This is a genomic window from Stutzerimonas zhaodongensis (assembly GCF_003696365.1).
Lineage (GTDB): Bacteria > Pseudomonadota > Gammaproteobacteria > Pseudomonadales > Pseudomonadaceae > Stutzerimonas > Stutzerimonas zhaodongensis.
Map to the genome: position 1 here is coordinate 679,461 of NZ_RFFM01000002.1, position 26,953 is coordinate 706,413.

Here is a 26,953-nt window from a genome sequence, read left to right on the forward strand (position 1 = left end):
GAATGCACGTGATGCTAGCGAGCCCGTGAAACCACAGAACCTGCAGGAGTTGTCACGTCTGGCGGTAGCTGCTGGGCGTGACCCCGACCTCGCGGCGGAACACCTGCGAGAAATGGCTGGGGCTCGAGTAACCCACCTCCAGCCCGACGTCGATGATGCTGCGGTCAGTCTCCAACAGCAGATGACGGGCGCGGCTCATGCGCAAGCGGATGAAGTAATGCGACGGCGACAGCCCGGTGGCGCGCTTGAACATCCGGCTGAAGTGGTACTCGCTCAGCTGCGCAACCTGCGCAAGATTCGCGAGACTGAAGTCATCGGCCAGGCTTGCGTTCATCGCGTCGATAACGCGGCGTAGCTTGTATGCCTGCAAAGCATTCCTGCGCTGAGCGCTGCAATGCGGGTCGATGTATCGCCGCACCAGATGCACAGCCAGCGCCTGGGCCAGATTGTGAGTGAACAAACGGCTGGGCCGACGTTCGTCGATGAGCTCTTGGCGCAGCTGCTCCAGGATGCCGCTGAGCCGTTCGTCCTGGGCGCCGGAAATATCGAGAAAGGTCACCGGAGCTGCGTGAGCGCCCAATACGTCGCGCGCTGCCTGGTCGATCAGCGGCAGGCCCAGATACAGGTGCATCACATCGAAGGTGTCGCTGCCTTGCGTATGCCAGCGCATCTCGTACGGCTCGGCGGTGTTGGTGAGAAAGAAGTCACCGGCTTTGACGCTGGACGCTTGCCAGTCCCCACCAAGGTCACGCTCTTCCACGCGGGCCTCACCCGACAGCACCCATACGAGAAGCGGCTCAACGACCGCAGGCACCAGAACCGGCTCAACGATGCTGCGATGACTGAATCGCAGCACTACCAGGTCTTGCATCTTCGAGTGCAGCGGCACAGCCAGCGTACCCGGCAGGTAATGCAGCATCGATTCGGCCGTGATGCGCCGAGCATCGCTTGCTGGTTGGTTTTGAGGATCCGCTTGGCGCACAGAATGCTCCATGAACATAGCCCTTTGACGAGCACTGGTGCCTACAGGTTAACGCAGCGTGCAAGGCTTTGAGCAAGACCAGCCGGAGCTGGGTGCGGCTATTCGCACAGCAGCGTGCACTTGCCATATCGGGGTCGCGAACAGCGCCTGCTCATTTTCATCGTTACGGCCGCTCGGTTTGCTCGGGCTTTGCCTGACGTCGACGCCAGCCTCCAACGGATGGCTGCCGTCCCGAAGTACAGGCCCTAAAGAGCGTTCTGCGCCGTACTGACAAACCGACCGCCCCGCTGCCAGATAAATCTCGTGTGCGCTGGCCTTCAAGGCGTGCTGCGCCGATTGGCCGGTGCACTGCACGCCGGCGCAAGATCCCGACAGTCTCGGCAAGCCTGCGAAAGCCGGACTCTGCCCGTTGCGCGACAGTAGACCCGTCGATAACGACAGCGCCTTACGGGCGCAGAGCCGGCGAATGTCTCTTCGGCTCGCAACGCAGGAGAGCACCATGACTGATATCACGCCCAACATTCCCCATGAAGTCGAAGGCAAAGTCGCGCTGGTAACCGGCGCCGCGAGTGGCATCGGCAAGGCGATTGCGCTGTTGCTGCATGCACGTGGCGCCATGGTCGTTGCCGAAGACCTGAACCCCGGCGTGGAAGATCTTGCACGCCCCGGCCTGGTCCCACTGATAGCCGACATCAGCGAAGACGGCGCCGCCGAGCAGGCAGTCAGCCTAGCCGTCGAGCGGTTCGGCCGGCTGGATATTCTGGTCAACAACGCCGGGATCATCATCAACAAGCTGGTCGTCGACATGACCCGCGAAGATTGGGAACGTATCCAGGCGGTCAACGCCACCGCCGCCTTCCTGCATTGCCGCGAGGCGGTCAAAGCAATGATGCCCAACAAGTCCGGGACCATCGTTAATATCGCGTCCTATGCGTCCTACTTCGCCTTTCCGACCATTGCGGCCTACACCGCTTCCAAGGGCGCGCTGGCTCAGCTGACCCGAACACTGGCGCTCGAAGCTATCGAGCACGGCATCCGCGTCAACGCCATCGGTGTCGGCGACGTGGTCACAAACATCCTAGATGACGTGGTCGAGGACGGCCCGGGCTTTCTCGCCAAGCATGGCGAAGCCGCACCCATAGGCCGTGCCGCACAGCCGCAAGAAATTGCCGAGATCGTCGCGTTCCTTGCCTCGGACCGTGCGAGCTTCATGGTGGGATCGGTAGTCATGGCTGACGGCGGCATGACCGTTACCGCAGGGTGATGGCACCGTATGTATTCTGGCCAGCAACCAGCCGCTTTTCTTACCGGCGCAATGCTGGCCGGTGTCGGGTTGCAGAACGCGACGATAGAGTCCCTGAGCTGATGATCATCGAAGGCTGGTGGTTCGAGCGGCTATTACCGCTCTGGCCGTTAAAGCTCATCGTCATTTTGTCCCTCGATAACAGCCGCCGGCTACGCTTGCCGACGTCGACGGATCTAAACCGGGACGTACCGCATGATGCGTAATCCCGGTCTCGTCGCGAGATTGACCGCCCGGGCCTAAAGCGGAATTGGGCAAATCCGGATACGACCCGAGCTGTAGCCAATGGCAAGCACCTTGTCGTCGTGACTCCAAGCCATCGTGGTTACCCCGGAATCATCGAGTAACCCTGCCAGGGGAGCGCCTTGATCGAGATCGAACAGATACACGAGCCCGTCTTCACCAGCGCTTGCGACCCGGCTGCCCGCGTGACTGAAACGCACCGAGCTGATGGCTTTGGAGTGCACGGGCAGTACCGCCGGCTCTTTATTTTGCGGCCCCTTTCCGGAACAGTCCCAAATGATCAGGTCCTGACCGCCGCCGGTTGCGAAGAATCGGCCACTGGCGCTCCAGCTCAGGTGTTTTACCTTGGTGGGATAGCCACTCATCTGGAAATCTTCACCGCTCTGCAAGTACCAGAGGTGGATAGAGTTGTCCTGGCAGCCTGCCGCTATGAAGCGGTTATCGGGGCTGACCGAAAGGCTCAGCAACGAATCCTTCCATGGAAAGAACCGAGAGGGCGCAGTCCGCTCCAGAGACCATCTGTTGACCACTCCGTAGCAGCTGCTCATGAGGGTACCGTCAGGCAGCCACTGCAGTCCGGTCACGGTACTTCCCGTTGGATCGAAAGCATGGCGAAGCGCACCGTGGCTATCCCACAGCTGGATCTGTCGGCCGGCGGCCGATGCGAGAAGGCCGTCATCGGACCAGCAGAGAAACTCGACCCAGCTACGTCCGCTATCGAGCGTATGCAAGGCATGGCCCGTCAGCGGATCCCATAAGCGGATACCCCCCTGCTGCCCGCCGCTGGCGAGCAGCGCGCCATCTGGCGCCCAAGCCAGCGCGCTGGTGCCAAGCCCATGAACGCACTGGCGCCAGAGGAGGCGTCCATCGGGTGTGGCGAAAACAGCTACCGAACCGTCGGCGTAGGCCGCGGCGAGCAGTGTGTCATCCGGCGACCAGCACAGGCTGTTCAGATGTTCTTCGCCTTCGGTTTGCCAAATACTTTGCAGGCGGAGTATCTGTACGGAATCATTCATACCAGGCAACCCTTCAGCCCCGCCGTCAGCTCGTCCCGGTCAAGGTTACGGCCGATGAATACGATTTCAGTCTGGCGTTTCTCATTGGATTGCCAGGGGCGATCCGGCCCGCCGTCCAGCAGCATATGCACCGCCTGGAAGACGAAACGTCTTTTGTCCTTGGCGATGTTCAGGATGCCTTTGGTACGCAGGATGTCCTGGCCCTTAGAGGCGAGCAGCGGGCCAAGCCAGCGGTTCACTTTCTCTTCCGACAGTGCGCCCTCAAGTGTTATGCCGACCGATGTGATCTCGTCATCATGGCTGTGGGCCGCGGCAAACTCTCGATGCTTGCACGGCACCAGTTGAGCGCCTGCTTTCTCCAGCCTCAGCCCAAACTCCTCCGGGCCATGCTCAGTAAACAGCGCGTAAAGTCCATCCGTTGGGATCAACAGGGTCACGGTTCTCTCGCCCGTCTCTGGAACCTTGAGATTCACGACTCGGCGATCCGGCACCCATTTCGCTCCAGCTGATACGCGCTTGCCTTCGCGGCCGAAAGCAAGCTCGGCAATGCTGATTGCCTTGTCCAGGTCGGCATCGCTGTCGCCGTTCAGTGGGATCAGCATCGCGCCGATGAAGGGGTCGGGACCCTCGCCGTAGCGCAGTTCGACCGCACCGGCTGGCAAGTGCCAAGCACCAGCCCATTCGAACGGGTATTCCTTTTGCAAAAAATCTGGCCGCTGTTCCAGTACCCGGTCCAGATCGAAGCCGCCCAGATCCATCACTGTGGGAATGTCGATATCGGCATTGATTGTACGGTGTATCCGCGCCAAGGCATTCATCTTGCGAATGCGCGCTTCGAGTTCATCAAGCTGATCTGGCTCGACCAGGTCGGCCTTGTTCAGCAGGATGACGTCAGCGAAGGCAATCTGTTCGCGGACTTCATTGCTCTGCTCGATGTGCAGCAGGACATGGTGGGCATCCACGACCGTGACGATGCCGTCCAGCCTAAGCATTTCGCGTATTTCGTCGTCGACGAAAAAGGTTTGTGCGACCGGCCCGGGGTCTGCCATGCCGGTTGTCTCGACAAGAATATGGTCGAACTTGTCGCGGCGGCGCATCAGGTTGCCGAGGATGCGGATGAGGTCGCCGCGCACTGTGCAGCAGATGCACCCATTGTTCATTTCAAAGACTTCTTCGTCGGCATTGATAACCAACGCGTCGTCGATGCCGATCTCACCGAATTCGTTCTCGATAACCGCAATGCGCATGCCGTGCTGCTTGCTCAGGATGTGATTGAGCAAGGTCGTTTTACCGGCGCCTAGAAAGCCCGTGAGGATTGTCACGGGCACCTTGTCGACTGATGTCATGATGCGTCTCCGAAAGAAAGCTTCGGTTACGATATAACATTAGCATCCAGATCGTTAATGCTTCGTCAGCTGCCACCCTGCCCTGACCCACACTGCCAGCCCTGCCTGGCTAAGCGGTTGATGATCCAGCAAGGAGCAAACGTCGAGCTTCTTTCAACCACGTCGCTTCAAAAGCAGGATGAAAACAAGCCCACCGAGCGCTGCGGTGACGACGCCTATTGGGAGATCTTCAGGGGCGATGATGGTGCGCGCAACGACGTCGACCCAAACCAGGAACAGCGCACCGAGCAACGCGCTGATGGGCACCAGCCGCCGATGCTCGGCGCCAACTAGCGCTCTTGCCATGTGCGGAACCATCAATCCTACAAAGCCGATCGCTCCCGACAGCGACACCAGCACGCCAGTGAGTAGCGAAGTGCTTATGAATACCTGCAGACGCAGTCGCTCGCAGTTGAAGCCTAGGCTGATCGCCGTCTGCTCCCCACTTACCAAGGCATTCAGCCCCCTCGCCATTACGAATAGCGCGCACACGCTTCCCAGAACGCAGATAGCCGGTAGCCATAGCACTTCCCAGCGAGCGGAGCCGAGACCACCGAGCATCCAGAACACAACGGATGACGCCGCATGATGGTCTGCGGTGTAAAGCAGCAGATTGACAAGCGCCATCATCACGAATGAAACCGCGACACCCGCCAGCAGAAGTCGGTCACTCTCCAGGCGTCCGCCGCGCTGCGCTATTGCCAACACCAGCAGCATGCTGCAAGCCGCACCGATGAAGGCGGCAACAGGCAAGCTGAATACGCCTAGAAACTCACCGAGATAAAGAACTACCAGAACGGCACCGAGCGCCGCCCCTGAACTTATGCCCAGCAAATGAGGGTCGGCCAGGGGATTACGAGTGACCGCCTGCAGAGCTGTTCCGACCAGGGCCAGCCCTGCTCCCACCAGCGCGCCCAGCAATACGCGGGGTGCGCGGATGAGCCAGACGATGTGTTCTTGGCTTCTGCTCCCTGCAACACCGAAGTCCACGCCAAGATGAGCGCCAATGACCCCCCACACGTTTTCGATCGGCACTGCTGCAGGGCCGAATCCAAGGGCGGTGACGCAGGATAACGCCAGGGCGGCCAGCAGGCCGACAAGCCAGAACCGATAGGAGATTGAACGCGTGATGGGGGTCAAGGCACGCGCCCACCGAAGATCCCTGGATGTAATCCGGCAGCAATCTTCTCGATCGCAGACGCATTCATGACCGATGGAGTGACTTCCAGATAACTCAAGACGATGAAGCGGCGCTCGCGGATCGCCTGAACATCCTGGAGCGCTGGTTGCTGAAGCAGGAAGTCGCGCTTCTGCTGCCATGACCGAGGCCCATAGTCGACGATCAATATGACCTCAGGATCGCGCTCAACCACGCTTTCCCAATTCACCTGCGTCCAACTGGCAGACACGTCGCTCATCACGTTGTGCCCGCCCGCGGCTTCAATCAATGCTTGCGGCATGCCCAGCTGGCCGGATGTGGTTGGACGATCTTCGCCACTGTCGTAAAGGAAGACCCGAGGAGTCGTTGATCCCTGCTTCACTGCCGATCGGACGGTTTCGATGCGCTGTTTCAAATTGTCGATCAAGGTCTCAGCGCGGTCTTGAACTGAAAAGATGCGTCCTAGATTCTGCAGATCGTTATACAGGTCATTCAGGCTTGCGCTCTTTTGCTCCATCACCCATGAACAGGATTCGCTGAGCTCATAAACCGGTATTCCAAGCGGCTCAAGGGTCGAGGGGGTAACGGCGCCACCGGCGCGCATTCCATAATTCCAGCCGGCGAAAAACAAGTCAGCATCTACCTCCAGAAGGGTCTCGATAGAGGGATACCGGCTCGCAAGTTCAGGTAAATCGCCCAGCTCGGCAGCGAAATCAGGGTCCAGCGTCTTCCAACCACTGATACCGGTATAACCCGCCATTCGGTCGCGAAGGCCGAGCGTGATCAGCATGCTGGTGAGGTTGATATCGTGGCTGACTGCACGCTGGGGAGCCCGCTCGAAGGTCACTTCGCGATCGCAGCTGCGAACAGTAAGCGGATATTTTGCGGCAAAGAGGGGCAAAGCGAGCATGGCAGCAAGGGCGCCGATAAGGCAGCGAGCAATCATGCTTGGGTGATCCATGTAATACGTGGGTAAGCGTGCAGAGGATGCTGATCAACGAGGGCCTGTACGCCGAATACACTTTCCAACAGCTCCGTGGTTAGAAGCTCGGCTGGGGTTCCACTTGCAACAAGACGCCCTGCAGAAACCACATACAGACGATCACAGAATGCAGCAGCCAGGTTCAAATCGTGAAAACTCGCCAATGTACTGAGACCCAAGCTGCGTAGATGCCGCAGCAATTCCAACTGGTAACAGGGGTCGAGGTGGTTGGTCGGCTCATCGAGAATCAGCAGCCCAGGTTGTTGCACCAAGGCACGCGCCAATAGCACTCGCTGCTTTTCGCCTCCGGACAGGTTGGCGAAAAAATGGTCTCCCATCGAGCTGAGACCGACTTGCCGCAGTGCATGGACAACCAATTCGGTGTCCTCGGCGTTCATGCCATCGAACAGCCCTTTGTGGGGTGTACGGCCCATCGCTACCACATCATTTACCCGCAGGCCGAACTCCTGAGGAAACTCCTGCAGCACCACGGCGATGCGTTGGGCGCTCCACCGCGGCGTCTGCCGCCAGAGGTTCTGGCCGTCGAGGTGCAGGCTGCCGCTTGCCGGCTCACTCGACCGATAAGCACAGCGCAGCAGGCTCGTCTTACCACTACCGTTGGGCCCAATCAGGCCCACGAATTCACCTTCGCCAACATGCAGATTGATGTCCTGCAGTAACAAGCGAGCGTCATTGCGCCCGTCGTTAACGGCCCAGGACAGCGCTTCGATGCTCAACGTCGACATGTTTGACTCCATTTTTGAACGAGGCCAGCTTAGCCAAGGCACTGTCAGAAGCGATAGTCAGCCGTGACGAACAAGGAGCGCGGCTCGCCTAGATACCATTGTTTACCGTTGTTACTGGTAGTGGTCGCGTACTGACGGTCCAGCAGGTTGTTGACTTGCAAACCGAGCGTCAGATCCTTCTGCAGATGCCAGTCGACGTTGGCATCCACCACGGTGTAGCTCGGCACACTGACCCTGTTGGCATTGTCCGCATAGCGGCTGCCCACATAGCGAGCACCAGCGCCCACGCTGAAAGGCTCGGCGAAGTCCTTGCTCAGCCACAAGTTGGCGGAGCGATGCGGCACATTGACTGGGCGATTGCCCTGAAAATCGTTGAGGCCGCTGGCGAATTCATCGTATTCGGCGCGCACCAGCGCGGCGTTGGCCGAAAGCTGCACGGCGTAGGGCAGGCGCAGTTCGAGGCTGGCCTCGATACCGTCAGAAGACTGCTGGCCAACCTGCTGCTGGACGGTCGGGTTGGCGGGATCCGTGCTCAGCAGTTTCTTCTTCACGATGTGATAGGCCGCCAGCGTCCACTCGCCACGGTTGTCGAAAAACTGCTGCTTGATCCCTATTTCCGTCTGCCTGGCGGTGCTCAGGTCCCACTGCTGCTGTCCAGGGCTGAGGGTCAGCAGATTACCGACCCCTTCGGTGCTGGTGGCGTATTGGCCATACAGCGCCAGGTCTTCGGTCACTGAAAACACCAGGCCGGCGCGCCAATTGTTGCCGGTCAGGCTGCGGTCGCTGCGGGTATCTTCCACAAGATCATCACGGTCCAGGTGCACATGGTCACGGCGGACGCCGGTGACAAGCGCCAGTCGCTCGGTAAGCTGCGTGCGGTTTTCGGCGAAAAGCGAAAACTGACGCGCCCGGTTGCCTTCGCGAGAACGATACGGATCGTCGCTGATATAACTCCCGCCACCGGATTGGCCGAGTGGCACGCTGTCGCTCAGGGTATTGCCGAAGTCATGCTTGCGCGCGAAACGGACGGAGTTGTAGTCCGCGCCGACCAAAGTGCGGCTGTCGAGGCCGAACAGTGAGTGCTGCAAGGTGAAAGTCTGGCGATCGCCGATCTGCTCCTGGGTGTGCTTGATGCTTATGAAATCACTGCGCTCCACTACATCACCGGGCTGCCACGAATAGGTCTCGGCATTGCGCCAGCGCCGTTGGGTCTTGAGGAAGTACAACTGGTTGCTGGCGCTCAGGCTGTCGCTGATGGCCCAGTCGGTGACCAGCCGGGTCGACTGATCGTTGTATTGCACCGTTGCGTTGTCGACGTTGTAGTTACGCTCGCGAAGACTTTCACGGTAGCGGCTGTCCACCAGCGGTGTGCCGAAATACCGTTGAGGCTCCTGATCACCGTGGTCGTGACTGAGGGTAAAACGTAGGTCATCCGACGCTTCCCAGCGCAACGCGCCGCTGATGGCCAGGCTCTTGGAGTCACCTCGGTCGACCCAGCCATTGCTGGCCTGCCGATTGAGATTGAAGCGGTAACTCAGGCTATCGCTCAGCGATCCGCCGCTGTCCAAGGCTGCCTGCCTGCGATCATCGGACCCGTAACCCATACGCACACGATTTCGGATCTCGCCCTCGAAGGGTTTCTTGGGCACCGTGTTGATCACCGCGCCAGTCGCCCCCTCGCCGTAGAGCACCGAGGCCGGGCCACGCAGGATATCGATGCGCTCCACCGACCAGGTATCGACTGGGAAGGTAACGGTGCCAGCGCCTACGTACAGACGCGTGCCGTCATACAGTTGCATGGTCGAGCTGTGCTCAGTGAATCCCCGAGCGGACAATGCGGTGCCGCCGTTGCCCGGCGTGCCGATGAAGGTGATACCGGGTGAACGCGTCACGGCATCCTGAACAGTCGCGTTGTTGCGCTCATGAATCTGCGCATCACCTAGGCTGCTGATGCTGGCTGGTGTCTCCAGAGGCGTCAGATTCAAGCGCGAACCGGTTGTAGCAGGGGCATGCAATTCGATAGGTGCCGAATCGGAGGCGGTGTCGATGATCTCTGTAGCAGGTAGCGAAAGTACTTTCTCGGGCTCGGCGGCTGGCGCGGGCGACGCAAATACCAGGCAGCCTGCCAGGCCGACGCGCTGCAACTTGTAGAGGCGCAAGCGTGTGAAAGAGTAAGGCGGCATATCGTTCCACTCGGGTGATGAACTGCTGACGGTTCAATGTTCTCAATCGGTTGGCGTCATCCCTGGATAAAGACAGGTACCTTTGGCTGCCCGTCAGGAACACAGCCAACTGTTCACTTAATGTTATGTTATAACATTATTACTCAGTTGATCTACGGGTTGTTGCTGTGGCGAGAGGTAGCGCGGAAATTGTGATGATCAGCGGCGACTGGCCCCAGCGGTCGCCACGGGCCAAGGTCAGACAGATGTAATTGGCTGCTTCTAGACATAGCGTAGCGCTATGTCTAGAAGCAGCCCATTCTAGCGCCGAGTGCCGATGGGTTTTAACCGCAGTGATACGGCAGCCCACGCCTTTGCAACGAGACTCGAATATCAACGACCGTGAGCTTGATCAGCTGCACGCAACGTAATTCGGGTTGATCTCAACGCAGCAGTACCAAGACGGGCGAACTTGTTGATATGGTATAACAGTACGCAAACTCAGACAGAGGTACACAATGAAGCCAGATATCCACCCTAATTATCGCCCTGTCCTTTTCCATGACACGGCGGCAGACGTTTACTTTCTGATCGGCTCGACGGCTGAAACCACGCGTACCCATCAGCACACCGACGGGAACACCTACCCGTACATCGCGCTAGATGTGTCCAGCGCATCGCACCCGATGTACACCGGCAAACAGCGCAAGACCACCTCCGAAGGCCGCATTGCAGGCTTCAACAAGCGTTTTGCTGGTTTCACGACAAAGAAATAAGGCTCCTGGTCGTTGGATGCAATCCGCTCAACCCGAGCGGATATCTACAGCGCGGCTGGCAATGAGCAGATGCTGTGCTGGTGAACCGGCAACGCATCAGGCTCGCCGCGACGGCGGCGCCTACTGATTGCAGCTCAGGCTCGGTCCAGCCGGAGCGAATACACCTACGCACTCGCGCCAGACGACATGAACCAGAACCTGCCACTTGTACCCACTACCACGGCAGCCCTTCCCCGCTATACGCGTAAAACCCACCGCTTGCATCCGGCCCCAGACCATCGATGACGCGCAGCAGGTCAGCCGCGGCGTCGTTGGCAGCTCGGCCGATCTCGGCACCGCGAAAGGGCTGCGACAGCTTCGAGTTCACGGTGCCGGGATGCAGTGCCAGCAATACGGCATTGGGCTGGCTGCGTTTGATTTCGATGGAAGCGGTCTTGATCAGCATGTTCAGGGCGGCCTTGGAGGCGCGGTAGCTGTACCAGCCACCGAGACGGTTGTCGCCGATGCTGCCGACCTTGGCAGAAAGCATCGCCAGCACCCCGCGCTGCCGATCGAGCAGCCCTGAGAAATGCCGCAACAGCAGTGCAGGGCCGAAGGTGTTGATCTGGAAAGTGGCGAGCAACTGGGCCTGACTGATATCGGCGAGGCGTTTTTCCGGCATGAACTCGTCATTGTGCAGCACGCCGGCGGCATTGATGATCAGGTGAAACGGCCCATGCCCGGCCACCGCAGCCGCGGCTTGTTCGATGCTGACGGGATCGGTCAGATCCAGCGGTGGTTCGGTCGAGCGCCCCAATGCCGTCACCGAGGCGCAGCGTGTGTCCGCGCGCAACGCTTCGACCAGCGCGGCGCCAATGCCGCCAGACGCGCCGATCACCAGCGCGCGATATTCTTCGGGAAACGAATCCATCTGCATCGTGATTGCCTCTGGCCGCGATCGGGCCCGGTTATCAAATTCAGTCGAGCCCTCGGGCGGGCTGCTCGGGTTGTACGCCGGCGCGCTTTCGCTCGATGTGGTTCGCCAGCAGGTCGGCGACCGGCAGGCACGCACCGAGCCGGTAGAGATTCCAGTAGTGGCCTTCCAGGGTTCGGTTGACCAGCAAGGTCCCAGAGGCTGGCTGAAGACTGCCGAGCGCGGACATCGCCAGGGGAAACAGCTCCACCAGCTGCTGATGCAGCGAGGCCCCGCGGAAGTCCCACTGCGCACCCGGCTGGAGCAATGGGTGCAGAAGCTGATGGATGCACCGGTACAGACCATGCGGCGGCGCGCTGTCTGGCTGCCGTCCGCCCAAGGCCTGGAACGCCGGCTCGAGCGCTACGGCGGATGGCCCGCGCAAGGCGGCAAACATCTGCATGTAGGCATCCAGCAATCGAGGTGGTAGCGGCACGACGCTGCCGAAGTCATACACCACCAGCCCACCCGTCTCGCTCCAGGCCAGATTGCCCGGGTGCGGGTCGGCATGCAGCAAGCCCATCCCGAATGCCTGCTCGGCAAGCCATGCGCAAAGCGTCTCGGCCAGCCGCTGACGCACCTCGAGCGGCGCTTGCTCGACCTCGCCCATGGGTCGACCTGGCACCTCCTCCAGCACCAGTACGCCCGCACGGCAGAGCTCCGGAGCAGCAAAGGGAATCTGTACGTCTGGCCAGTCGGCGAAATGCTGTGCGAAGCGCTCGATATTGCGTCGTTCGGCGTCGTAATCGAGTTCCTGATCGATGGCGCGTTGCAGCTCGAGATACACCGATTCGAGGCGCGCCGAGGGTGTACCGAACAGCCGCCCCAACGGCATCAGCCGGCGCAGCTGCCGCAGATCGGCATCGCAGATGGCGCGAATACCGGGGTACTGAATCTTCATGATAAGCGCCCGCCCCTGCCGATCACGGGCGCGATGTACCTGGCCCAACGACGCGGCCGCTGCGGGTTGTCGCTCGATTGACTCGAACAGCTCATACAGCTGGCCGTCGTAAAGCCTTTGCAGATGGGCCTCCAACGAGGCGAATGGCAGGGATGGCACCTGGTTCTGCAACCGCGCCAAGACTTTACTGATCGGCGGCGGCAATACGTCCTGCCACTGCGAAGCCTGCTGGCCCAGCTTGAGCACGGGGCCCTTCATCTGCCCCAGCGTGTCGCCCAACAGCGCGCCAACTGGCTCCCAGTCGACGCGTGACTTACCCGGTGTGATGCGCTGAACAAGCAGGTTGCCAGCGATGCGCGCGCCCGTGCCGCCCAGATGCAGAAAGCGGCCCAGCGCCGACGCTGATGGACGGGAGAATCGAGACATCCAGGATACCCGCAGCAGGCAAAGGTCGATCATGGAGCACGCTGGGCAACGATCCAAGCGCGACGAGTTGCAAACTGTTGCGCCCATGCCCCGCCGCACCGGTCAATGCTGACGGCGGCAGGTCAATGGCCATCGCGTAAGCGTCAGGAAAGGCTCGAAACGCGCTTCCTGCGGGCTTTCAGCAAACCAGAGCTGCGGAACGAGACGGCAAAAGGCGAGTCGGATCAATAGACTGCGCCTCTCCGATTTCGCCTGCCGGAAGCACGTATTGACTGCTTATTCAGTATCATCTGGCGATCATTGGAGAGGTTTCAGCCCGAGCCGCCTACTGGGTGGTGCCTTACGGGCGAGTTCCGCCGCGCCGGCCCGATTTGGACCGCGTCGAGCAGGAACAATAGACGCAGCAGCTTCCATTGGAGAAGCCTGCGTAAAGGAGTACGGAATGACCGATCCAATTGATCTTTCCTTCAACCCGGATGACGAACCCCCTCGTATTTCCACCGGCAGCGTAGGCCTGGATGACATCCTGGGCGGCGGCCTCGACCCCAACCGCATGTACCTTTATGAAGGCAGCCCTGGCGCCGGCAAGACCACGATCGCCATGCAGTTTCTGCTCGAAGGCGTGCGCCAGGGCGAGCGCGTGCTCTATGTGACCCTGTCGGAAACCAAGCAGGAACTGGAACTGGTCGCCAAGCGGCACGGGTGGTCGCTCGAAGGAATCGACGTTTTCGAGCTGGTCACACCCGAAGCCAGCCTCGACCCAGAGCTTGAGTTGACCGTTCTGCACCCGGCCGAGATGGAGCTGAGCGAAACGACTCAGCAAGTGTTCGACCGCGTAACCCAAACCAACCCGAGCCGGGTGATCTTCGACAGCCTTTCGGAAATGCGTCTGTTGGCGCAAAGCCCGCTGCGCTATCGACGGCAGGTACTGGCCCTCAAGCACTTCTTCACCACACGTCGCTGCACCGTGATTCTGCTGGACGACCAGACCTCGGAACTGGGCGACCTGCAGCTGCACTCGATCTCCCACGGTGTGGTGATGCTGGAACAACTTGCCATCGACTACGGCGCTGAGCGGCGGCGCCTGCGCGTGGTGAAGATGCGCGGCATTCAGTTCCGCGGCGGTTACCACGATTTTGTCATCCGCAAGGGCGGGCTGCAGATTTATCCACGCCTTATCGCGGCCGAACACCATTCAAGCTACATCGGCGAACCCGCATCGTCAGGCAATGACGCGCTGGACACCATGCTCGGCGGTGGTCTGGAGCGTGGCACCAACGCCCTGTTCGTAGGCGCTGCTGGCGTCGGCAAGTCTTCGCTGGCGCTGAGCTTCGCGGTTGCGGCCTGCAAGCGCGGCGAGCAGGTGTCCTTCTTCGTGTTCGACGAAAACGTTGGCACATTATTGGCCCGTGGGCGTTCGCTCGGGCTCGATATGGAGCCTTGGATCGAACAGGGCCTGCTGCATCTTCAGCAGGTCGATCCGGCTGAGCTGTCGCCCGGTGAGTTCACCGCAGCCGTGCGTCGCAGTGTTGAAGACCAAGGCTCAAGGCTGGTCATTCTGGACAGCCTCAACGGCTATCTGCATGCCATGCCGGACGGCCGCTTCCTCATCCTGCAAATGCACGAGTTGCTGAGCTACCTGGGGCAGAAAGGTGTGATCAGCATCATGGTCCTGGCCCAGCACGGTCTGGTGGGTCCGATGGATACGCCGATCGATATCAGCTACCTCAGCGATGCGGTTATCATGCTGCGCTATTTCGAGCACGCCGGTATCGTTCGCAGAGCCTTGTCGGTGGTCAAAAAGCGCAGCGGGCGGCATGAAAACACCGTTCGCGAATATCGGCTCAGCACAACCGGCGTCGAGGTCGGCCCACCGCTGAGTCACTTCAGCGGAATTCTCTCGGGCACACCGGAATACACCGGTGATGCGACTCAGCTACTGACAGACGAGCATGACGACGCCCACTAAGCCAGAACACCCAATAATCGTTGTCTATGCACCAATCGGCCGGGACGGCCCGGCCACTGCCGAACTTCTGCGTCGCAGTGGGATGGACGCAGTCGTCTGCCACGGAGTCGATGAGGTTCTCCAACGAGCCGAGACCGATGCGGCTGCGGTGTTCATCGCGGAGGAAGGTCTCTTCGGTCACGACCTCAAATCACTTTCCGACTGGGTAGATCATCAGCCTACCTGGTCGGACTTTCCGTTCGTGGTGCTCACCAGCAAACATCAGCAACCCGCCGTAGCCGCGTGGCGCCAGCGCATGGTTGCCGCGCTGCGTAACGTGTCGCTGCTTGAACGCCCGGTACAAAGCATCACCCTGACCAGTGCCATTCAGGCAGCCGTACGGGGCCGCTTGCGCCAGTACGAAGTGCGCGCCCTCATCGAAGCTCGCGAAAAAGCCTCGCAGGAGCTGGAAGCGCTGGTTGTCGAGCGAACCAGTGAGCTGGAAAAGACCAACCTGGAGTTGCGCACGCAGATGGCGGAGCGCGCACATATCGAAGAAACCCTGCGCCAGACGCAGAAGATTGAAGCTATCGGGCAGCTCACCGGGGGAATCGCACACGATTTCAACAACCTGCTGATGGTGATTTCCGGTGGCCTGGACATGCTTGATCGTCGCGCTGATCCGGAGCGTCGCAAACGCCTGATGGACGGCATGCGGCAAGCCGCTCAACGCGGCTCGGCGCTCACCCGCCAGCTGCTGGCATTCTCCCGACGCCAATCCCTTGCGCCCGAACCGGTCGACCTGGCTCAGCGCATTACGCAGATGCGCGAACTGCTTGACCGCAGCCTGCGTGGCGATGTTCAGGTGAAGCAGGAATTCGCGCCCGATCTCTGGCCGGTCGAGGTGGATCCGGGTGAGCTGGAGCTGGTAATTCTCAACCTTGCGGTCAATGCGCGTGATGCCATGCCTGAAGGCGGCAATATTCTGCTGCAGGCCCGCAACGCACCCGATGAACTGGTCCTGGGCCGCCGCGGTGATTTCGTTCGCCTGGCCGTGATCGACACCGGCACCGGTATACCTGACGAGGTGCGTAACCGAGTTTTCGATCCCTTCTTCACTACCAAGGAAATCGGCAAGGGATCGGGGCTTGGGCTCGCACAGGTCTACGGGTTCGCGCGGCAGTCCGGCGGTACGGTCTGGATCGATTCCGAGTGCGGCCAGGGCACCAGCGTGGTGATGCTATTGCCACGCTCTGCAGACCTGCCAAGCCCGATCAAGGATCAACCCCCAGCCGACGATGCCGTTAACCTATCAGCCGGCAACGTGCTGCTGGTCGATGACGACGAAGAGGTCGCGGCGCTGGTGGCCGAAATGCTCGAACACCTGGGTTATCAGGTAACCAGCGCCGCCAGTGCAGCCGCTGCACTTGGCGCGCTGGCTAATGGTCGGGGCATCGACATCGTCTTTTCCGACGTGATGATGCCGGGCGGTATGAACGGGCTGGAGCTGGCTCGGGAAATCCGCACGCGAAATCTCGATGTGCCGGTGCTGCTTACCAGCGGCTATGCCGAAGCGGTCAAGCGTTCCGCGGAGACAGAAGGCGTGCAGATTCTCGCCAAACCCTATCGGCTCGAAGAGCTTGCCGCCGCGCTTAAAACCGCGCTGGAGCGCATCGAAGCCTGATACCCAAATGCCCCGCTCTACGGCATGCAGTAGAACTTAGCGCAGGTGCGACCGTCGAAACGGCAACTTGGCGCTATCTCTCAGTCCAGCTGCCGCGATCCCCTGCATCGCGTTCATTGCGCCCAATCACAAGGACCGCTCGATGCCCGTTCTGCAACACGTTCATTGTCTACCCGCCTCCCTACGTTTGATGTCACGCACCCCCTGTGCCGCTGCTTTGGCCGGACTCCTGCTGCTAAGCGCGCCGATGCCGGGCCACGCCGATGAGCAGGCCATTGCCAAGCGCGACTCCGAGAACAAACGCTGGAGCCAGCAACTGCTCAAGCAAACCAAAGGCAATCCACCAGCACTGGAGGCGAAGTACAACCACGTCATCACCTTCGGGCAGTCACTCGCTTCCGCGGCAGAGGGCTGGCCGGCGCTGTCGAAGCAGCCTGGCTACGACAACCTCATGCTGGGGGAGGCAACCCGCTCGGCGACTTTCAGCGGTGACCGCTTCGTGCCGGTGGGCGGCCCGGAGTTCAAGCCGTTGCGCGCGGTCGTACAGCTCAAGCGCGACCCTAAGGTCCTGCTCGATGGGGAAGCCGTGGCACAGCTGGAAACGCAGGCTCAGGAAGAAGGTGAATCGGTCGAAGTCGGCGCGCTGAACATGGCCCGCCGGCTTTATCTCGCAAACAAAGGCATCGAGACCGACCCCAAGCACCTGCTCGTCGCCAGCAATGCGGCGACCTCTGGCCGCTCTATCGCGCAGCTGGCCAAGGTTGGCGGCACTAACGAATACCGACGCGTTGTCCAGGCCGTCGATCAGGCCAACCAGGCTGCTCGATCTGAAAATGCGAGTTACAGCTTCAGCGCCCTCTTCTGGCTGCAGGGCGAATACGACTACGCCGAGGTACAAGGCGGCATCAACGAAAAAGCCAATTACAAGAAGATGCTCCGCCAATTGCGCGACGACCTGTACGCCGATACCGCAAAAGCCATTGGCCAAAAACAGATGCCGGCGTTCATCAGCTATCAGACCGATGCCAAATCGTCGGTGATCAACGGCAGCCTGGATATCGGCATGGCGCAATGGGAACTGGCGCAGGAGGAATCCAACTGGTATCTGGCCGGCCCGGTCTACCCTTACGTCGACAAAGGCACTCACCTGTCAGCCAATGGCTACCGCTGGTTCGGTCAGATGCTCGGCAAGGTGTACAACCAGGTCGTGGTGGAGCAGCGCGGCTGGCAGCCCTTATCGCCTCGGCGGGCAACGGTCGAAGGCCGTGAGATTCTCATGGATTTCCATGTACCCCATCCGCCGTTGGCCTTCAGCGAGCCCTACATCGGGCACAAGACGCAGATGATCGAGAACTACGGCTTCGTCATTACCGATGACCAGGGCAAGGTGCCGGTCGAGTCCATCAAGGTGGTGGCCGACACGGTATTACGTTTGGTCGTGGGCCAGGACCTTGTCGGCACTCCGACCATCCGCTACGCCAGCCATGAGGTCGGCGGCGCCGGCGAACTGCATGACAGCGACCCCACTGTGGCGGACGCTAACTATGAATTCCTGCCTGACGAAGGCATGCCGGAGCAAGCCAATATCGAAGCGCTAGTAGGCAAGCCCTACCCTCTGCAGAACTGGAGCATTGCATTCGAAATGCAGGCGGTCGATGGCCACGATTCGGCACCTTGAACCCTACCAGCTGGCGCAGAAATTTCAGCGCCACGGTGGCCGGCCGCCAGAACATCTCGTTCTTCCAGTGGCTGCAGAGCGCGCTGTATCGCGCTATCGGCACCAGCCACCGGACGATCTTCATGCCCAGTCGGGATTTGAGCCCGGCTGAAGCTGAATTAAGAAAAGACATCCAGGCGAGAAGCCGGATAATGGGCGGCCAAATCGTGTTGTTCTGGTAATCGCTCATGGAAATCAAGGTCAACTTTCTCGACAACCTCAGGCTTGAAGCCAAGTTCGATGATTTCACGGTGGTGGCCGATCAACCGATCCGCTACAAGGGCGACGGCTCGGCGCCGGGACCCTTCGATTACTTTCTCGCTTCGTCAGCACTCTGTGCGGCGTACTTCGTAAAGCTCTACTGCAATACCCGCAATATTTCGACTGACAACATCCGCCTGTCGCAAAACAACATCGTCGACCCTGAGAACCGCTACAAGCAGACGTTCAAGATTCAGGTCGAGCTGCCTGCGGACATCTCCGCCAAGGATCGCCAAGGCATCCTGCGCTCGATCGAGCGCTGCACGGTAAAGAAGGCGGTGCAGACCGGTCCGGATTTCGTCATTGAAGAAGTCGAGAACCTGGACGCCGACGCTCAGGCATTGCTGATGCCCATCGCCGAGTCTGGTGAAGGCACACGCGTCCTCGGCAAGGACCTGCCGCTCGAACAGACGATCGCCAACATGTCCGGCATTCTGGCCGAGCTGGGCATGAAGATCGAAATCGCCTCATGGCGCAATATCGTGCCCAACGTATGGTCGTTGCATATCCGCGATGCGCAGTCGCCGATGTGCTTCACCAACGGCAAGGGCGCGACCAAGGAGGCCGCTCTGGCCTCGGCGCTGGGCGAATTCATCGAGCGGCTCAACTGCAACTTCTTCTACAACGATCAGTTCTGGGGCGATGACATCGCCGATGCGAGGTTCGTGCATTACCCGAACGAGCGCTGGTTCAAGCCGGGCCGCAAGGATGCGCTGCCGGCGGGCATGCTCGATGAGTATTGCCTGCAGATTTACAACCCGGACGGCGAGCTGCGCGGTTCACATCTGATCGACACCAATTCCGGTAACGAGCAGCGCGGCATCTGTTCGCTGCCTTATGTGCGCCAGTCGGACGGCGAGGTCGTGTACTTCCCGTCCAACCTGATCGAAAACCTGTTCCTCAGCAACGGCATGAGTGCCGGCAATACGCTGGCCGAAGCACAGGTGCAGTGTCTGTCGGAGATCTTCGAACGTGCCGTGAAACGCGAGATTCTCGAAGGTGAAATCGCACTGCCCGATGTGCCGCAGCAGGTGCTGGCGAAATACCCAGGCATTCTTGCAGGCATTCAGGGCCTCGAAGAACAGGGCTTCCCGGTCCTGGTGAAGGATGCATCCCTGGGCGGCGAATACCCGGTGATGTGCGTCACCCTGATGAACCCGCGCACCGGCGGTGTGTTTGCCTCCTTCGGCGCGCACCCGAGCTTCGAAGTGGCGCTGGAGCGCAGCCTGACCGAGCTGCTGCAAGGCCGCAGCTTCGAAGGCTTGAACGACCTGCCTCAGCCAACCTTCGAAAGCCAGGCCGTGATGGAGCCGAACAACTTCGTCGAACACTTCATCGATTCCAGCGGCGTGGTGTCGTGGCGCTTCTTCAGCGCCAAGGCGGACTACGATTTTGTCGAGTGGGATTTTTCCAGCCAGGGTGAAAGTGCCAATGCCGAAGAAGCCGCAACGCTGTTCGGCATCCTAGAAGGCATGGGCAAAGAAGTGTACATGGCCGTTTACGATGACCTGGGCGCCACTGCTTGCCGCATTCTGGTGCCCGGTTATTCCGAGGTGTACCCAGTCGAAGACCTCATTTGGGACAACACCAACAAGGCGCTGTTTTTCCGCGAAGACATCCTTAACCTGCACAGCCTGGACGATGACAGCCTGCAGGCGCTGATCGAGCGCCTGGAAGAAAGCGAGCTGGATGACTACACCGACATCCCCACCCTCATCGGTATCGAGTTTGACGACAACACGCCCTGGGGCAAGCTCACGATCCTCGAGCTCAAGCTGCTTATCCATCTCGTTCTGAAGCAATTCGATGAGGCGAAAGAGCTGGTCGAGACCTTCCTGCAGTTCAACGACAACACCGTCGAGCGCGGCCTGTTCTACCAGGCTCTGAATGTGGTGCTGGAAGTCCAGCTGGATGACGAGCTGGATTTGCAGCACTACGAGACCAATTTCCGCCGTATGTTTGGTAACGAGCGAATGGATGCAGCAATAGGCTCGGTAGACGGCAACGTGCGGTTCTACGGTCTGACGCCCACCAGCATGAAGTTGGAAGGACTGGACCGGCACCAGCGGCTGATCGATACCTACAACAAGCTGCACGCGGCACGCGCCAGGGCGGCTGGGCTATCGCAATAACTCGCTACGCACTAACGCAGTGATGAGCCGTTGCCGCTATTTCATGGCGCTTCGATTAGCGTGGCGGCAATGCTCATAGGCCGTGGCAGAAGTACCGGAACCAAGATCAGGCGATGCTGCGCAGGCGCGCCATGTCCTTGACCGGTGAAGCGCCGAAGTGTCGGCTGTATTCGCGGCTGAATTGCGACGGGCTTTCGTAGCCAACCCGGTACCCGGCCGCCGATACCTCCAGCCCCTCGGCCATCAGCAGGCGCCGAGCTTCCTGTAACCGCAACTGCTTCTGATATTGCAACGGGCTCATGGCGGTCAGCGCCTTGAAGCGGTGATGCAGACTGGATGCGCTGAGATTGACGCGACGCGCCAGATCATCGATGCGCAGCGGCTCGACATAGTTCTGATTGAGCCATTCGATAGCCCGGTTGACACGGTGGGACTGGCTGCCCTGCAGTGCGACATCCTGCAGGTGCCGGCCCTGCGGGCCGCGCAGCACGCGATAAAAGATTTCGCGCAGGGCCAGGGGCGCCAGCACAGGAATATCCTTCGGCTCGCCAAGCAACCGGACCAGCCGCAAAGTGGCATCGAGTAATGGCGCGTCGATCCTATCCAGATAAAGGCCCCGCCCTACCGCCTCGGCGCAGGCGACCGGAGGTTCGGCTTCGCTGACCAAGCTGGCAATCAGCGACGGATCGATGTCCAGGCGGATACAGATGTAGGGCTCGTCACTGGATGCGCGAATCACGCAACCGGCCACTGGCAGCGTCACCGACACGACCAGATAATGCAGCGGGTCGTAGCAGTACAGTTCATCGGCGAGACGCACTTCTTTACCGCCCTGCACGATGATGCACATCGCCGGCTTATGCACCGCGTAAATAGTCTCACCAGGTTTTTCGCATCGAATCAGGTGCAACGGATCGATAGCGGTGGGATGCATGCCGTCGCCGCTGACGAAACCCTCGACCAGACGTGCCAGTTCGGCGCGCTGGAGGCTGGTGTCATCGGCCGGTGGATTGATGAAGGAATTCATAGCCGGCCCTTGAGAAAAAAGAAGGCCTAAGCTTAGCAGCTCAGCGGTGAGCTGCAGCCCCGCAGAAGGGCAACCAGTCTAATGCGCTGGTGCCAACCGCCAGAATCGATGACACCTGCGCAATGGCTTAGAAACAAAAACGCCGGCACTAGGCCGGCGCTCATTTCAGCTCGATCAACTGCGTGCGCGTTCGGCGTCACGCAGGGCTTTCACCTGATCGTGGTTACGCTGAACGCCTTGGAGCTGACGCTCCACAACGCTGCGAACTTCCATCGGCAGGTCTTTTTCCATCGCTTTGCGATAGCTCTTGAGTGCCACGTCTTCGCCACGCTCACACTCGTTAAGGATGGCTTCGTCATCCTTGCCGGTGATCATCGACTTGAGGTCGACCCAGCGGCGATGCATGTCTGCTGCAACGCTGGTGGAAGTCTCAGGGTCGCCACCCAGGGTGCGTACTAATTGCTGCAGTTCAGCCGCGGCCGTCGCGCAATCCTGGGCACGCTGAGTCATGGTGGTTTTCAGCTGTGGGTTCTTGAGGTCTTCAGCGCATTCGCGGAAACCTTTTTCGCCGTCTTTGCTGGTTTCGATGAGGTCGTTGAGTACGGAAATGGTGTCTTTGTTATCCATTGAGAAAGTCTCCTACGGGCTTGATGAACGGCCGGAGAGAACACGGCCAACCTGTTAAGTCGACTGTGCCGTTTCGATAAAGGTTCAGCCCGCCTGCCCGGTGGAAGGTGCGGTCACCGCGGAAAAGACAAAGAGAAACAGGTGCCCGACGCGTCACTTTCGACCCACACCTCGCCGCCATGCAGCTGCATGATCGAACGCACGATAGCCAGCCCCAGTCCACCCGAATCTCCCGGTTGCGCACGGGATGGATCGCAGCGATAAAAGCGGTCGAACAGCCGCGGCAGATGCTCGGCAGCGATGGGCGCCCCCTCGTTAAATACCCTTACCGACACCCGTTCGACTGCCTGTTCACTGCTGATGCGCAGCACAGTGCCAGCCTCGCCGTAGCGCAGTGCGTTGGCGATCAGGTTCGCCAGCGCCCTTCGCAGCAGATCCGGATCGGCCCGAACGCAGCCATGGGCCTCGTTGAGCAGGCGCATCCCGCGCTCTTCGGCGATCCCTTCGAAGTAATCACCAAGCTGCTCCACGGCATCGGCCAGCTCGATGACCTGAGTATGGATCGCCGCGTCTGCCTGTTCGGCGCGCGCCAGGAACAGCATGTTGTCGATCATCCTGGCCAGACGCTCGTATTCCTCTTGATTGGAGGCCAGCAGGCTCTGGTATTCCTCCAGCGAGCGCACCCGACGCAGGGTCTGCTGAGTTTGCCCCATCAGGTTGCTCAAGGGGGTGCGCATCTCATGCGCCAGGTCTTCGGAAAACCGTGAAAGCTGAGAAAATCCGGCCTCCAGACGCGTCAACATCTGGTTCAGTGCGTCACTCAGCGCTCGTAACTCACTGAGCTCTGCACAGTCATCAAGACGCAGATGCAAACGCTGCACATCGATGGCCAGTGCCCTGCGGGTCAGCTGACGCAACGGTCGCAACCCACGCTGACTCACCCACCAACCCAGCAGGAACGCCAGCAGCGCACCGGCCGCCAATGCGAGCCACAGGGTCAGGCGATAGGCGGCAAGCATTTGCTCACGCTCAGCCAGCAGCTTGCCGGCGATCAGCGTCATACCTCCCCGCGGTCGCTCGATATGGGACCAGGCCACACGAGCCTCGTCGCCCAAATCCCCGAGCTGTGGCAGTTCCGACGGCGGCAATTGCGGAATACCCAACTGGGCCGGATTGATCTCGATCAGCGGTTGGCCAGCGGGCCCCAGCACCCAGAGCAGATTGTCCCGGTTGCCCAGCATGTTGGCATATAGCTGCGGGCGCTCGCGCAGTGCGTCAATGCTGTCGCTGTCATCGAGCAAGGCAGCCATGCGCTCCAGCCGTCCGAGCAACGCCTGATCGTCACGCCAGGCAAGTTCGCGCTCCACTGACTGATACAGGTAGAAGCCGATGGCGCCCAGCAGCACGGTGCCGACCAACGCGAACATCAGCGCCAGACGCAGGCTGAGCGAGCGTGGCAACAGCCTCATTCCGGCGATTCCAACAGGTAGCCCATGCCGCGCACGGTATGAATCAGTTTGGGTTGGTAAGGGTCGTCCACCTTGGCACGCAGCCGGCGAATCGCGACGTCGACCACGTTGGTATCGCTATCGAAATTCATCTGCCAGACCTGCGAAGCGATTTGCGCCCGCGACAGCACTTCGCCTTCCCGGCTGAGCAACAGATGCAGCAGGGCGAACTCCTTGTTGGTCAACGTCAGCCGCTCGCCCTGACGCGTCACCCGGCGGCGTAGCAGGTCCAGCTCAAGATCAGCGACCTTGAACTGCTCGACTTCGCGCGGCGGCCCGCGGCGCAACAAGGTTCGGACCCGCGCCAGCAGCTCAGCATAGGAAAAGGGTTTGACCAGATAATCGTCGGCCCCAAGTTCGAGGCCCTTCACGCGGTCCTCAACCGCATCGCGCGCGGTGAGGAAAAGCACGGGTGTCTGCGCCTTGCGCCGCACGATCTGCAGCAGTTGCCAGCCGTCGATGCCCGGCAACATCACATCGAGAATGATCAGGTCGAACTCGCTCTCCTGAATCAGGTGCTGGCCGTCCAGGCCGTTGAGCGCAACCTCCACCAGATAGCCCGACTCGCTCAATCCCTTGCGCAGGTAATCGGCTGTCTTGATCTCATCTTCTACTACCAGTATGCGCATCTGCTTCCTCCAGGCGAGGCATATAGGCTAGGCGCCCTCGGGCGTTTATCCCATTACAAATACGTAATGCGCAGGCAATGGGTTTGACGGGGCCGGCCGCACAGCATGTGCGACACCTGCTCCACGGAGCTCATTGAGGAGAAACCGATGCGCATTGTTTCCTTGTCACTGATTGGCCTGGCGCTAGCCAGTGCCCAGTCCATGGCAGCTACCCCGCAGCCTGTCAGCCAGCAGAACGTCTCCCTGCAACTGGCCAACGCCCTGCTCGACTCGACCATGGCGGCGTGCCATGCCGATGGGCGTACCGCCGCAGTGGCAGTAGTAGATCGCGGCGGCAATCTGATCGCGCTTCAGCGTGATGACAACGTTGGCCCACACAACACAATCGCTGCACAGCGCAAGGCCTACACCGCGTTGTCCAGCAAGACGCCGACCCGACTGTTCGGCGAGCGCGCCCGCAGCAATCCGGACGCCGCCAACCTCAATACCTTCGACCAATTACTGCTGCTCGGCGGCGGCGTGCCGTTGCGCATGGGAGACGAGGTCATCGGCGCCATCGGGGTAGCCGGAGCAGGCGGCGCCGAGAACGACGAGGCCTGCGCCAACCAGGCAATTGCACAGCTGCTTCCATCCAACCGTTAACTGGAGATCGATATGACCAACCTCAAAACCCTTTGCGCCAGCCTCGTCCTTGCCAGCCTTTCAGGCCTCGCGATGGCCGCTGACAACCCGCTCAGCGTGCATGTGCTCAACCTCAACGATGGCCTGCCATCACCTGATGTGAAAGTTACCCTCGAGAAACAGAACGGTCAGCAGTGGACTGCTTTGAATGACGGCGTGACCAACCAGCAAGGCCGCATCACCGCGTTGTACCCCCAGGACAAGGCTCTGGAGAAAGGCACCTATCGCGTCACCTTCAAGACCGGCGACTGGTTCGAGGCGCACGACACAGCGAGTTTCTTTCCGGAGGTTCCGGTGATTTTCGAAGTCGACGGCACCGTGCCGCACTATCACATTCCGTTACTACTCAGCCCGTACGGATTCTCGACCTATCGGGGCAACTGAACCGCTGAACTGTGCCAGCAGGGACAGGTGTTCGGGCTGCCGAGTCTGCAGCGATCCCTGAACACCTGCACATCAGCTTGCGGCCGCCAGCGGCATGGGGCGGCCCAGTAGATAACCCTGGACCTTGCTGACCTGAAGCTCGCGCAGGATATTCAGCTCCGCCTGAGTCTCGACGCATTCGGCGATGACCTTGCTACCGGTTTCCTGGCCGAAACGGATCAGGGCCGATGCCAGCGCCCGGCAATCGCAGCTGCTGTCGATGTTGCGGATCAGGCTCCCATCAAGCTTGATCACGTCCGGCTTGAGTTTGAGGATGTGGCGAAAGCTGGCGTAGCCCGCGCCAGCGTCATCCACCGCAAGTGCGAGCCCCCTGCTGCGCAACGGCGCCAAGGCGTCGAGTACCGACTCATAATCCGCCACCGAGGTATGTTCGGTCACCTCGAGCATCAGGCGATCGAGTGGCCGTCCGGCCAGGAGTGCCTGGACCGCTCCCGTCAGAATCGTTTCTGGCGAGACGTTGACCGACAAATATGCATCGCCGATATGAGCAAGGCCTTTGAGCGCCTCCTCGATCAACACCATCTCCAGCTCGCTCTGCAGCCCTACCTGGCCTGCTTCGTCGAACCAGAGATCGGGCGTGCGCTGCGGATCGAGCGGAAACCGAGCCAGTGCTTCGTAGCCGACCACCCGATTCTGCAGGACATCGACGATAGGTTGATAAACCACACGGTAGAGGCGTTCGCTCAACACGCCGTGGATTCGGTTTCGCTTCGATTCCTGATCACGCTCACGCTTGGCCTGAACTTCCAGCAACCGTCCGGAAAAGTCAGCGAATACCCGTAGCGTGCCAAGATCTCGGTCATTCAAGGTCTCGTCGGGATGGGAACTGAAGCAGCACATGGTTCCGTACAGCTGCCCATCACTGAAGCGGATCGGGACGCTGATGTAGGCGCCAATGGAGAGTGCCGCCGTGATGGGCAAGGCCACCGCTGCGGGCAACTTGCTGGTGTCGGGAATCAGCTGCGGCAGCCTGCCGTCCAACACACGCTCGCAGTAGCTGTCGCACAGGGGATCCGAGTCACCGGGACGAATGGTAGCGGACTCGTCGTTACCATCGACGAATCGAAAAATGCGCAACCCGCCAGCGAATTCGGCAACGAACGCGACATCCATGCCCAGATGCATACGAACGGAGTGCAACGCATCACAGAGCATCTCTGTGACCGATTGCTCCTGCGTTGGGATATCGATCAACGCCAATGCCGGATCGACCAAACGGCCAAGGGTGTCGGCGTGGACTCCAAACCCGTCGTGCATCGGTC

At 60.3% G+C, this 26,953-nt stretch carries 23 protein-coding genes; 9 read left to right on the top strand and 14 right to left on the bottom strand.

What is annotated here, in order from left to right:
- Positions 1 to 52: 52 nt before the first annotated feature.
- A complete protein-coding gene (locus EA797_RS11565; protein WP_122166276.1) occupies positions 53 to 994 on the bottom strand; it encodes a helix-turn-helix domain-containing protein in 942 nt (313 codons plus the stop codon).
- A gap of 487 nt (positions 995 to 1,481) precedes the next feature.
- Here EA797_RS11565 and EA797_RS11570 point away from each other — a divergent pair, with 487 nt between their 5' ends.
- Positions 1,482 to 2,246 (top strand): SDR family NAD(P)-dependent oxidoreductase, encoded by a 765-nt coding sequence (locus EA797_RS11570; protein ID WP_122165335.1) that lies wholly within the window; start codon positions 1,482 to 1,484, stop codon positions 2,244 to 2,246.
- Between the two features lie 278 nt (positions 2,247 to 2,524).
- On the opposite strand, the gene EA797_RS11575 is transcribed toward EA797_RS11570, so the two are convergent.
- From EA797_RS11575 to EA797_RS11600, 6 genes are all read right to left on the bottom strand, one after another.
- Positions 2,525 to 3,544 carry a WD40 repeat domain-containing protein gene (locus EA797_RS11575; RefSeq protein WP_122165336.1) on the bottom strand — a complete coding sequence of 340 codons (1,020 nt, stop codon included), beginning with the start codon at positions 3,542 to 3,544 and terminating at the stop codon, positions 2,525 to 2,527.
- Positions 3,541 to 4,890 (bottom strand): CobW family GTP-binding protein, encoded by a 1,350-nt coding sequence (locus EA797_RS11580; protein ID WP_122165337.1) that lies wholly within the window; start codon positions 4,888 to 4,890, stop codon positions 3,541 to 3,543. Before EA797_RS11580 ends, EA797_RS11575 begins: the two co-directional genes overlap by 4 nt.
- 153 nt (positions 4,891 to 5,043) lie before the next feature.
- Complete coding sequence (locus EA797_RS11585) at positions 5,044 to 6,069, bottom strand: FecCD family ABC transporter permease (protein ID WP_305127029.1); 1,026 nt, start codon at positions 6,067 to 6,069, stop codon at positions 5,044 to 5,046.
- Positions 6,066 to 7,049, bottom strand: a complete 984-nt coding sequence (locus EA797_RS11590) for an ABC transporter substrate-binding protein (RefSeq protein ID WP_122165338.1) — start codon at positions 7,047 to 7,049, stop codon at positions 6,066 to 6,068. Before EA797_RS11590 ends, EA797_RS11585 begins: the two co-directional genes overlap by 4 nt.
- The gene (locus EA797_RS11595; RefSeq protein ID WP_122165339.1) at positions 7,031 to 7,816 is read right to left on the bottom strand and encodes an ABC transporter ATP-binding protein; all 786 of its coding nucleotides are present in this window, start codon (positions 7,814 to 7,816) and stop codon (positions 7,031 to 7,033) included. The genes EA797_RS11590 and EA797_RS11595 overlap by 19 nt, the downstream gene beginning before the upstream one ends.
- Positions 7,817 to 7,860: 44 nt before the next feature.
- Positions 7,861 to 9,999 carry a TonB-dependent receptor gene (locus EA797_RS11600; RefSeq protein ID WP_122165340.1) on the bottom strand — a complete coding sequence of 713 codons (2,139 nt, stop codon included), beginning with the start codon at positions 9,997 to 9,999 and terminating at the stop codon, positions 7,861 to 7,863.
- A gap of 497 nt (positions 10,000 to 10,496) precedes the next feature.
- Here EA797_RS11600 and EA797_RS11605 point away from each other — a divergent pair, with 497 nt between their 5' ends.
- Positions 10,497 to 10,754 (top strand): type B 50S ribosomal protein L31, encoded by a 258-nt coding sequence (locus EA797_RS11605; protein ID WP_122165341.1) that lies wholly within the window; start codon positions 10,497 to 10,499, stop codon positions 10,752 to 10,754.
- A 214-nt stretch (positions 10,755 to 10,968) separates the two neighbouring features.
- On the opposite strand, the gene EA797_RS11610 is transcribed toward EA797_RS11605, so the two are convergent.
- Positions 10,969 to 11,670 (bottom strand): SDR family NAD(P)-dependent oxidoreductase, encoded by a 702-nt coding sequence (locus tag EA797_RS11610; protein ID WP_122165342.1) that lies wholly within the window; start codon positions 11,668 to 11,670, stop codon positions 10,969 to 10,971.
- 40 nt (positions 11,671 to 11,710) lie between these two features.
- Positions 11,711 to 13,033, bottom strand: coding sequence for an ABC1 kinase family protein (locus EA797_RS11615; RefSeq protein ID WP_122166280.1), 1,323 nt, complete (start codon positions 13,031 to 13,033; stop codon positions 11,711 to 11,713).
- A 442-nt stretch (positions 13,034 to 13,475) separates the two neighbouring features.
- Between EA797_RS11615 and EA797_RS11620 the strand changes: the two genes are divergently transcribed.
- The 5 genes from EA797_RS11620 to EA797_RS11640 all read left to right on the top strand — a co-directional run bounded on the left by EA797_RS11620 (position 13,476) and on the right by EA797_RS11640 (position 20,775).
- Positions 13,476 to 15,002, top strand: coding sequence for an ATPase domain-containing protein (locus EA797_RS11620; protein WP_122165343.1), 1,527 nt, complete (start codon positions 13,476 to 13,478; stop codon positions 15,000 to 15,002).
- Positions 14,986 to 16,665, top strand: a complete 1,680-nt coding sequence (locus tag EA797_RS11625) for a response regulator (protein ID WP_122165344.1) — start codon at positions 14,986 to 14,988, stop codon at positions 16,663 to 16,665. The genes EA797_RS11620 and EA797_RS11625 overlap by 17 nt, the downstream gene beginning before the upstream one ends.
- Positions 16,666 to 16,855: 190 nt before the next feature.
- Positions 16,856 to 18,343 (top strand): sialate O-acetylesterase, encoded by a 1,488-nt coding sequence (locus tag EA797_RS11630; RefSeq protein ID WP_122165345.1) that lies wholly within the window; start codon positions 16,856 to 16,858, stop codon positions 18,341 to 18,343.
- Complete coding sequence (locus tag EA797_RS11635; protein WP_122165346.1) at positions 18,340 to 18,564, top strand: hypothetical protein; 225 nt, start codon at positions 18,340 to 18,342, stop codon at positions 18,562 to 18,564. Before EA797_RS11630 ends, EA797_RS11635 begins: the two co-directional genes overlap by 4 nt.
- Positions 18,565 to 18,570: 6 nt before the next feature.
- The gene (locus tag EA797_RS11640; RefSeq protein WP_122165347.1) at positions 18,571 to 20,775 is read left to right on the top strand and encodes an OsmC domain/YcaO domain-containing protein; all 2,205 of its coding nucleotides are present in this window, start codon (positions 18,571 to 18,573) and stop codon (positions 20,773 to 20,775) included.
- 106 nt (positions 20,776 to 20,881) lie between these two features.
- Here EA797_RS11640 and EA797_RS11645 read toward each other — a convergent pair whose 3' ends face one another.
- The 4 genes from EA797_RS11645 to EA797_RS11660 form a co-directional block, all read right to left on the bottom strand.
- Entirely contained in the window at positions 20,882 to 21,802 is a 921-nt protein-coding gene (locus EA797_RS11645) for an AraC family transcriptional regulator (protein WP_122165348.1), read from the bottom strand.
- A 174-nt stretch (positions 21,803 to 21,976) separates the two neighbouring features.
- Entirely contained in the window at positions 21,977 to 22,429 is a 453-nt protein-coding gene (locus EA797_RS11650; protein WP_122165349.1) for a PA2169 family four-helix-bundle protein, read from the bottom strand.
- A 113-nt stretch (positions 22,430 to 22,542) separates the two neighbouring features.
- Positions 22,543 to 23,898, bottom strand: coding sequence for a heavy metal sensor histidine kinase (locus EA797_RS11655; protein ID WP_122165350.1), 1,356 nt, complete (start codon positions 23,896 to 23,898; stop codon positions 22,543 to 22,545).
- Positions 23,895 to 24,566, bottom strand: a complete 672-nt coding sequence (locus EA797_RS11660; RefSeq protein ID WP_122165351.1) for a heavy metal response regulator transcription factor — start codon at positions 24,564 to 24,566, stop codon at positions 23,895 to 23,897. The genes EA797_RS11655 and EA797_RS11660 overlap by 4 nt, the downstream gene beginning before the upstream one ends.
- Positions 24,567 to 24,713: 147 nt before the next feature.
- On the opposite strand from EA797_RS11660, the gene EA797_RS11665 reads away from it, so the two are divergent.
- Together EA797_RS11665 and uraH are read left to right on the top strand one after the other, a co-directional pair.
- Positions 24,714 to 25,208, top strand: a complete 495-nt coding sequence (locus EA797_RS11665; RefSeq protein WP_122165352.1) for a GlcG/HbpS family heme-binding protein — start codon at positions 24,714 to 24,716, stop codon at positions 25,206 to 25,208.
- 12 nt (positions 25,209 to 25,220) lie between these two features.
- Complete coding sequence (uraH, locus tag EA797_RS11670) at positions 25,221 to 25,631, top strand: hydroxyisourate hydrolase (RefSeq protein ID WP_122165353.1); 411 nt, start codon at positions 25,221 to 25,223, stop codon at positions 25,629 to 25,631.
- A 72-nt stretch (positions 25,632 to 25,703) separates the two neighbouring features.
- Here the strand turns inward: uraH and EA797_RS11675 are convergent, their stop codons facing one another.
- Positions 25,704 to 26,948 carry a sensor domain-containing phosphodiesterase gene (locus tag EA797_RS11675; protein ID WP_122165354.1) on the bottom strand — a complete coding sequence of 415 codons (1,245 nt, stop codon included), beginning with the start codon at positions 26,946 to 26,948 and terminating at the stop codon, positions 25,704 to 25,706.
- Positions 26,949 to 26,953 lie beyond the last annotated feature (5 nt).

What these genes read in the sequence shown, in the direction of transcription:
- uraH (WP_122165353.1), top strand. Translation starts at nt 25,221, where the DNA reads ATGACCAACCTCAAAACCCTTTGCGCCAGCCTCGTCCTTGCCAGCCTT.
- EA797_RS11610 (WP_122165342.1), bottom strand. Translation starts at nt 11,670, where the DNA reads ATGCAGATGGATTCGTTTCCCGAAGAATATCGCGCGCTGGTGATCGGC.
- EA797_RS11600 (WP_122165340.1), bottom strand. Translation starts at nt 9,999, where the DNA reads ATGCCGCCTTACTCTTTCACACGCTTGCGCCTCTACAAGTTGCAGCGC.
- EA797_RS11640 (WP_122165347.1), top strand. Translation starts at nt 18,571, where the DNA reads ATGGAAATCAAGGTCAACTTTCTCGACAACCTCAGGCTTGAAGCCAAG.
- EA797_RS11590 (WP_122165338.1), bottom strand. Translation starts at nt 7,049, where the DNA reads ATGGATCACCCAAGCATGATTGCTCGCTGCCTTATCGGCGCCCTTGCT.
- EA797_RS11675 (WP_122165354.1), bottom strand. Translation starts at nt 26,948, where the DNA reads ATGCACGACGGGTTTGGAGTCCACGCCGACACCCTTGGCCGTTTGGTC.
- EA797_RS11645 (WP_122165348.1), bottom strand. Translation starts at nt 21,802, where the DNA reads ATGAATTCCTTCATCAATCCACCGGCCGATGACACCAGCCTCCAGCGC.
- EA797_RS11665 (WP_122165352.1), top strand. Translation starts at nt 24,714, where the DNA reads ATGCGCATTGTTTCCTTGTCACTGATTGGCCTGGCGCTAGCCAGTGCC.
- EA797_RS11580 (WP_122165337.1), bottom strand. Translation starts at nt 4,890, where the DNA reads ATGACATCAGTCGACAAGGTGCCCGTGACAATCCTCACGGGCTTTCTA.
- EA797_RS11575 (WP_122165336.1), bottom strand. Translation starts at nt 3,544, where the DNA reads ATGAATGATTCCGTACAGATACTCCGCCTGCAAAGTATTTGGCAAACC.
- EA797_RS11565 (WP_122166276.1), bottom strand. Translation starts at nt 994, where the DNA reads ATGGAGCATTCTGTGCGCCAAGCGGATCCTCAAAACCAACCAGCAAGC.
- EA797_RS11620 (WP_122165343.1), top strand. Translation starts at nt 13,476, where the DNA reads ATGACCGATCCAATTGATCTTTCCTTCAACCCGGATGACGAACCCCCT.
- EA797_RS11630 (WP_122165345.1), top strand. Translation starts at nt 16,856, where the DNA reads ATGTCACGCACCCCCTGTGCCGCTGCTTTGGCCGGACTCCTGCTGCTA.
- EA797_RS11605 (WP_122165341.1), top strand. Translation starts at nt 10,497, where the DNA reads ATGAAGCCAGATATCCACCCTAATTATCGCCCTGTCCTTTTCCATGAC.
- EA797_RS11615 (WP_122166280.1), bottom strand. Translation starts at nt 13,033, where the DNA reads ATGTCTCGATTCTCCCGTCCATCAGCGTCGGCGCTGGGCCGCTTTCTG.
- EA797_RS11595 (WP_122165339.1), bottom strand. Translation starts at nt 7,816, where the DNA reads ATGTCGACGTTGAGCATCGAAGCGCTGTCCTGGGCCGTTAACGACGGG.
- EA797_RS11625 (WP_122165344.1), top strand. Translation starts at nt 14,986, where the DNA reads ATGACGACGCCCACTAAGCCAGAACACCCAATAATCGTTGTCTATGCA.
- EA797_RS11655 (WP_122165350.1), bottom strand. Translation starts at nt 23,898, where the DNA reads ATGAGGCTGTTGCCACGCTCGCTCAGCCTGCGTCTGGCGCTGATGTTC.
- EA797_RS11660 (WP_122165351.1), bottom strand. Translation starts at nt 24,566, where the DNA reads ATGCGCATACTGGTAGTAGAAGATGAGATCAAGACAGCCGATTACCTG.
- EA797_RS11650 (WP_122165349.1), bottom strand. Translation starts at nt 22,429, where the DNA reads ATGGATAACAAAGACACCATTTCCGTACTCAACGACCTCATCGAAACC.
- EA797_RS11570 (WP_122165335.1), top strand. Translation starts at nt 1,482, where the DNA reads ATGACTGATATCACGCCCAACATTCCCCATGAAGTCGAAGGCAAAGTC.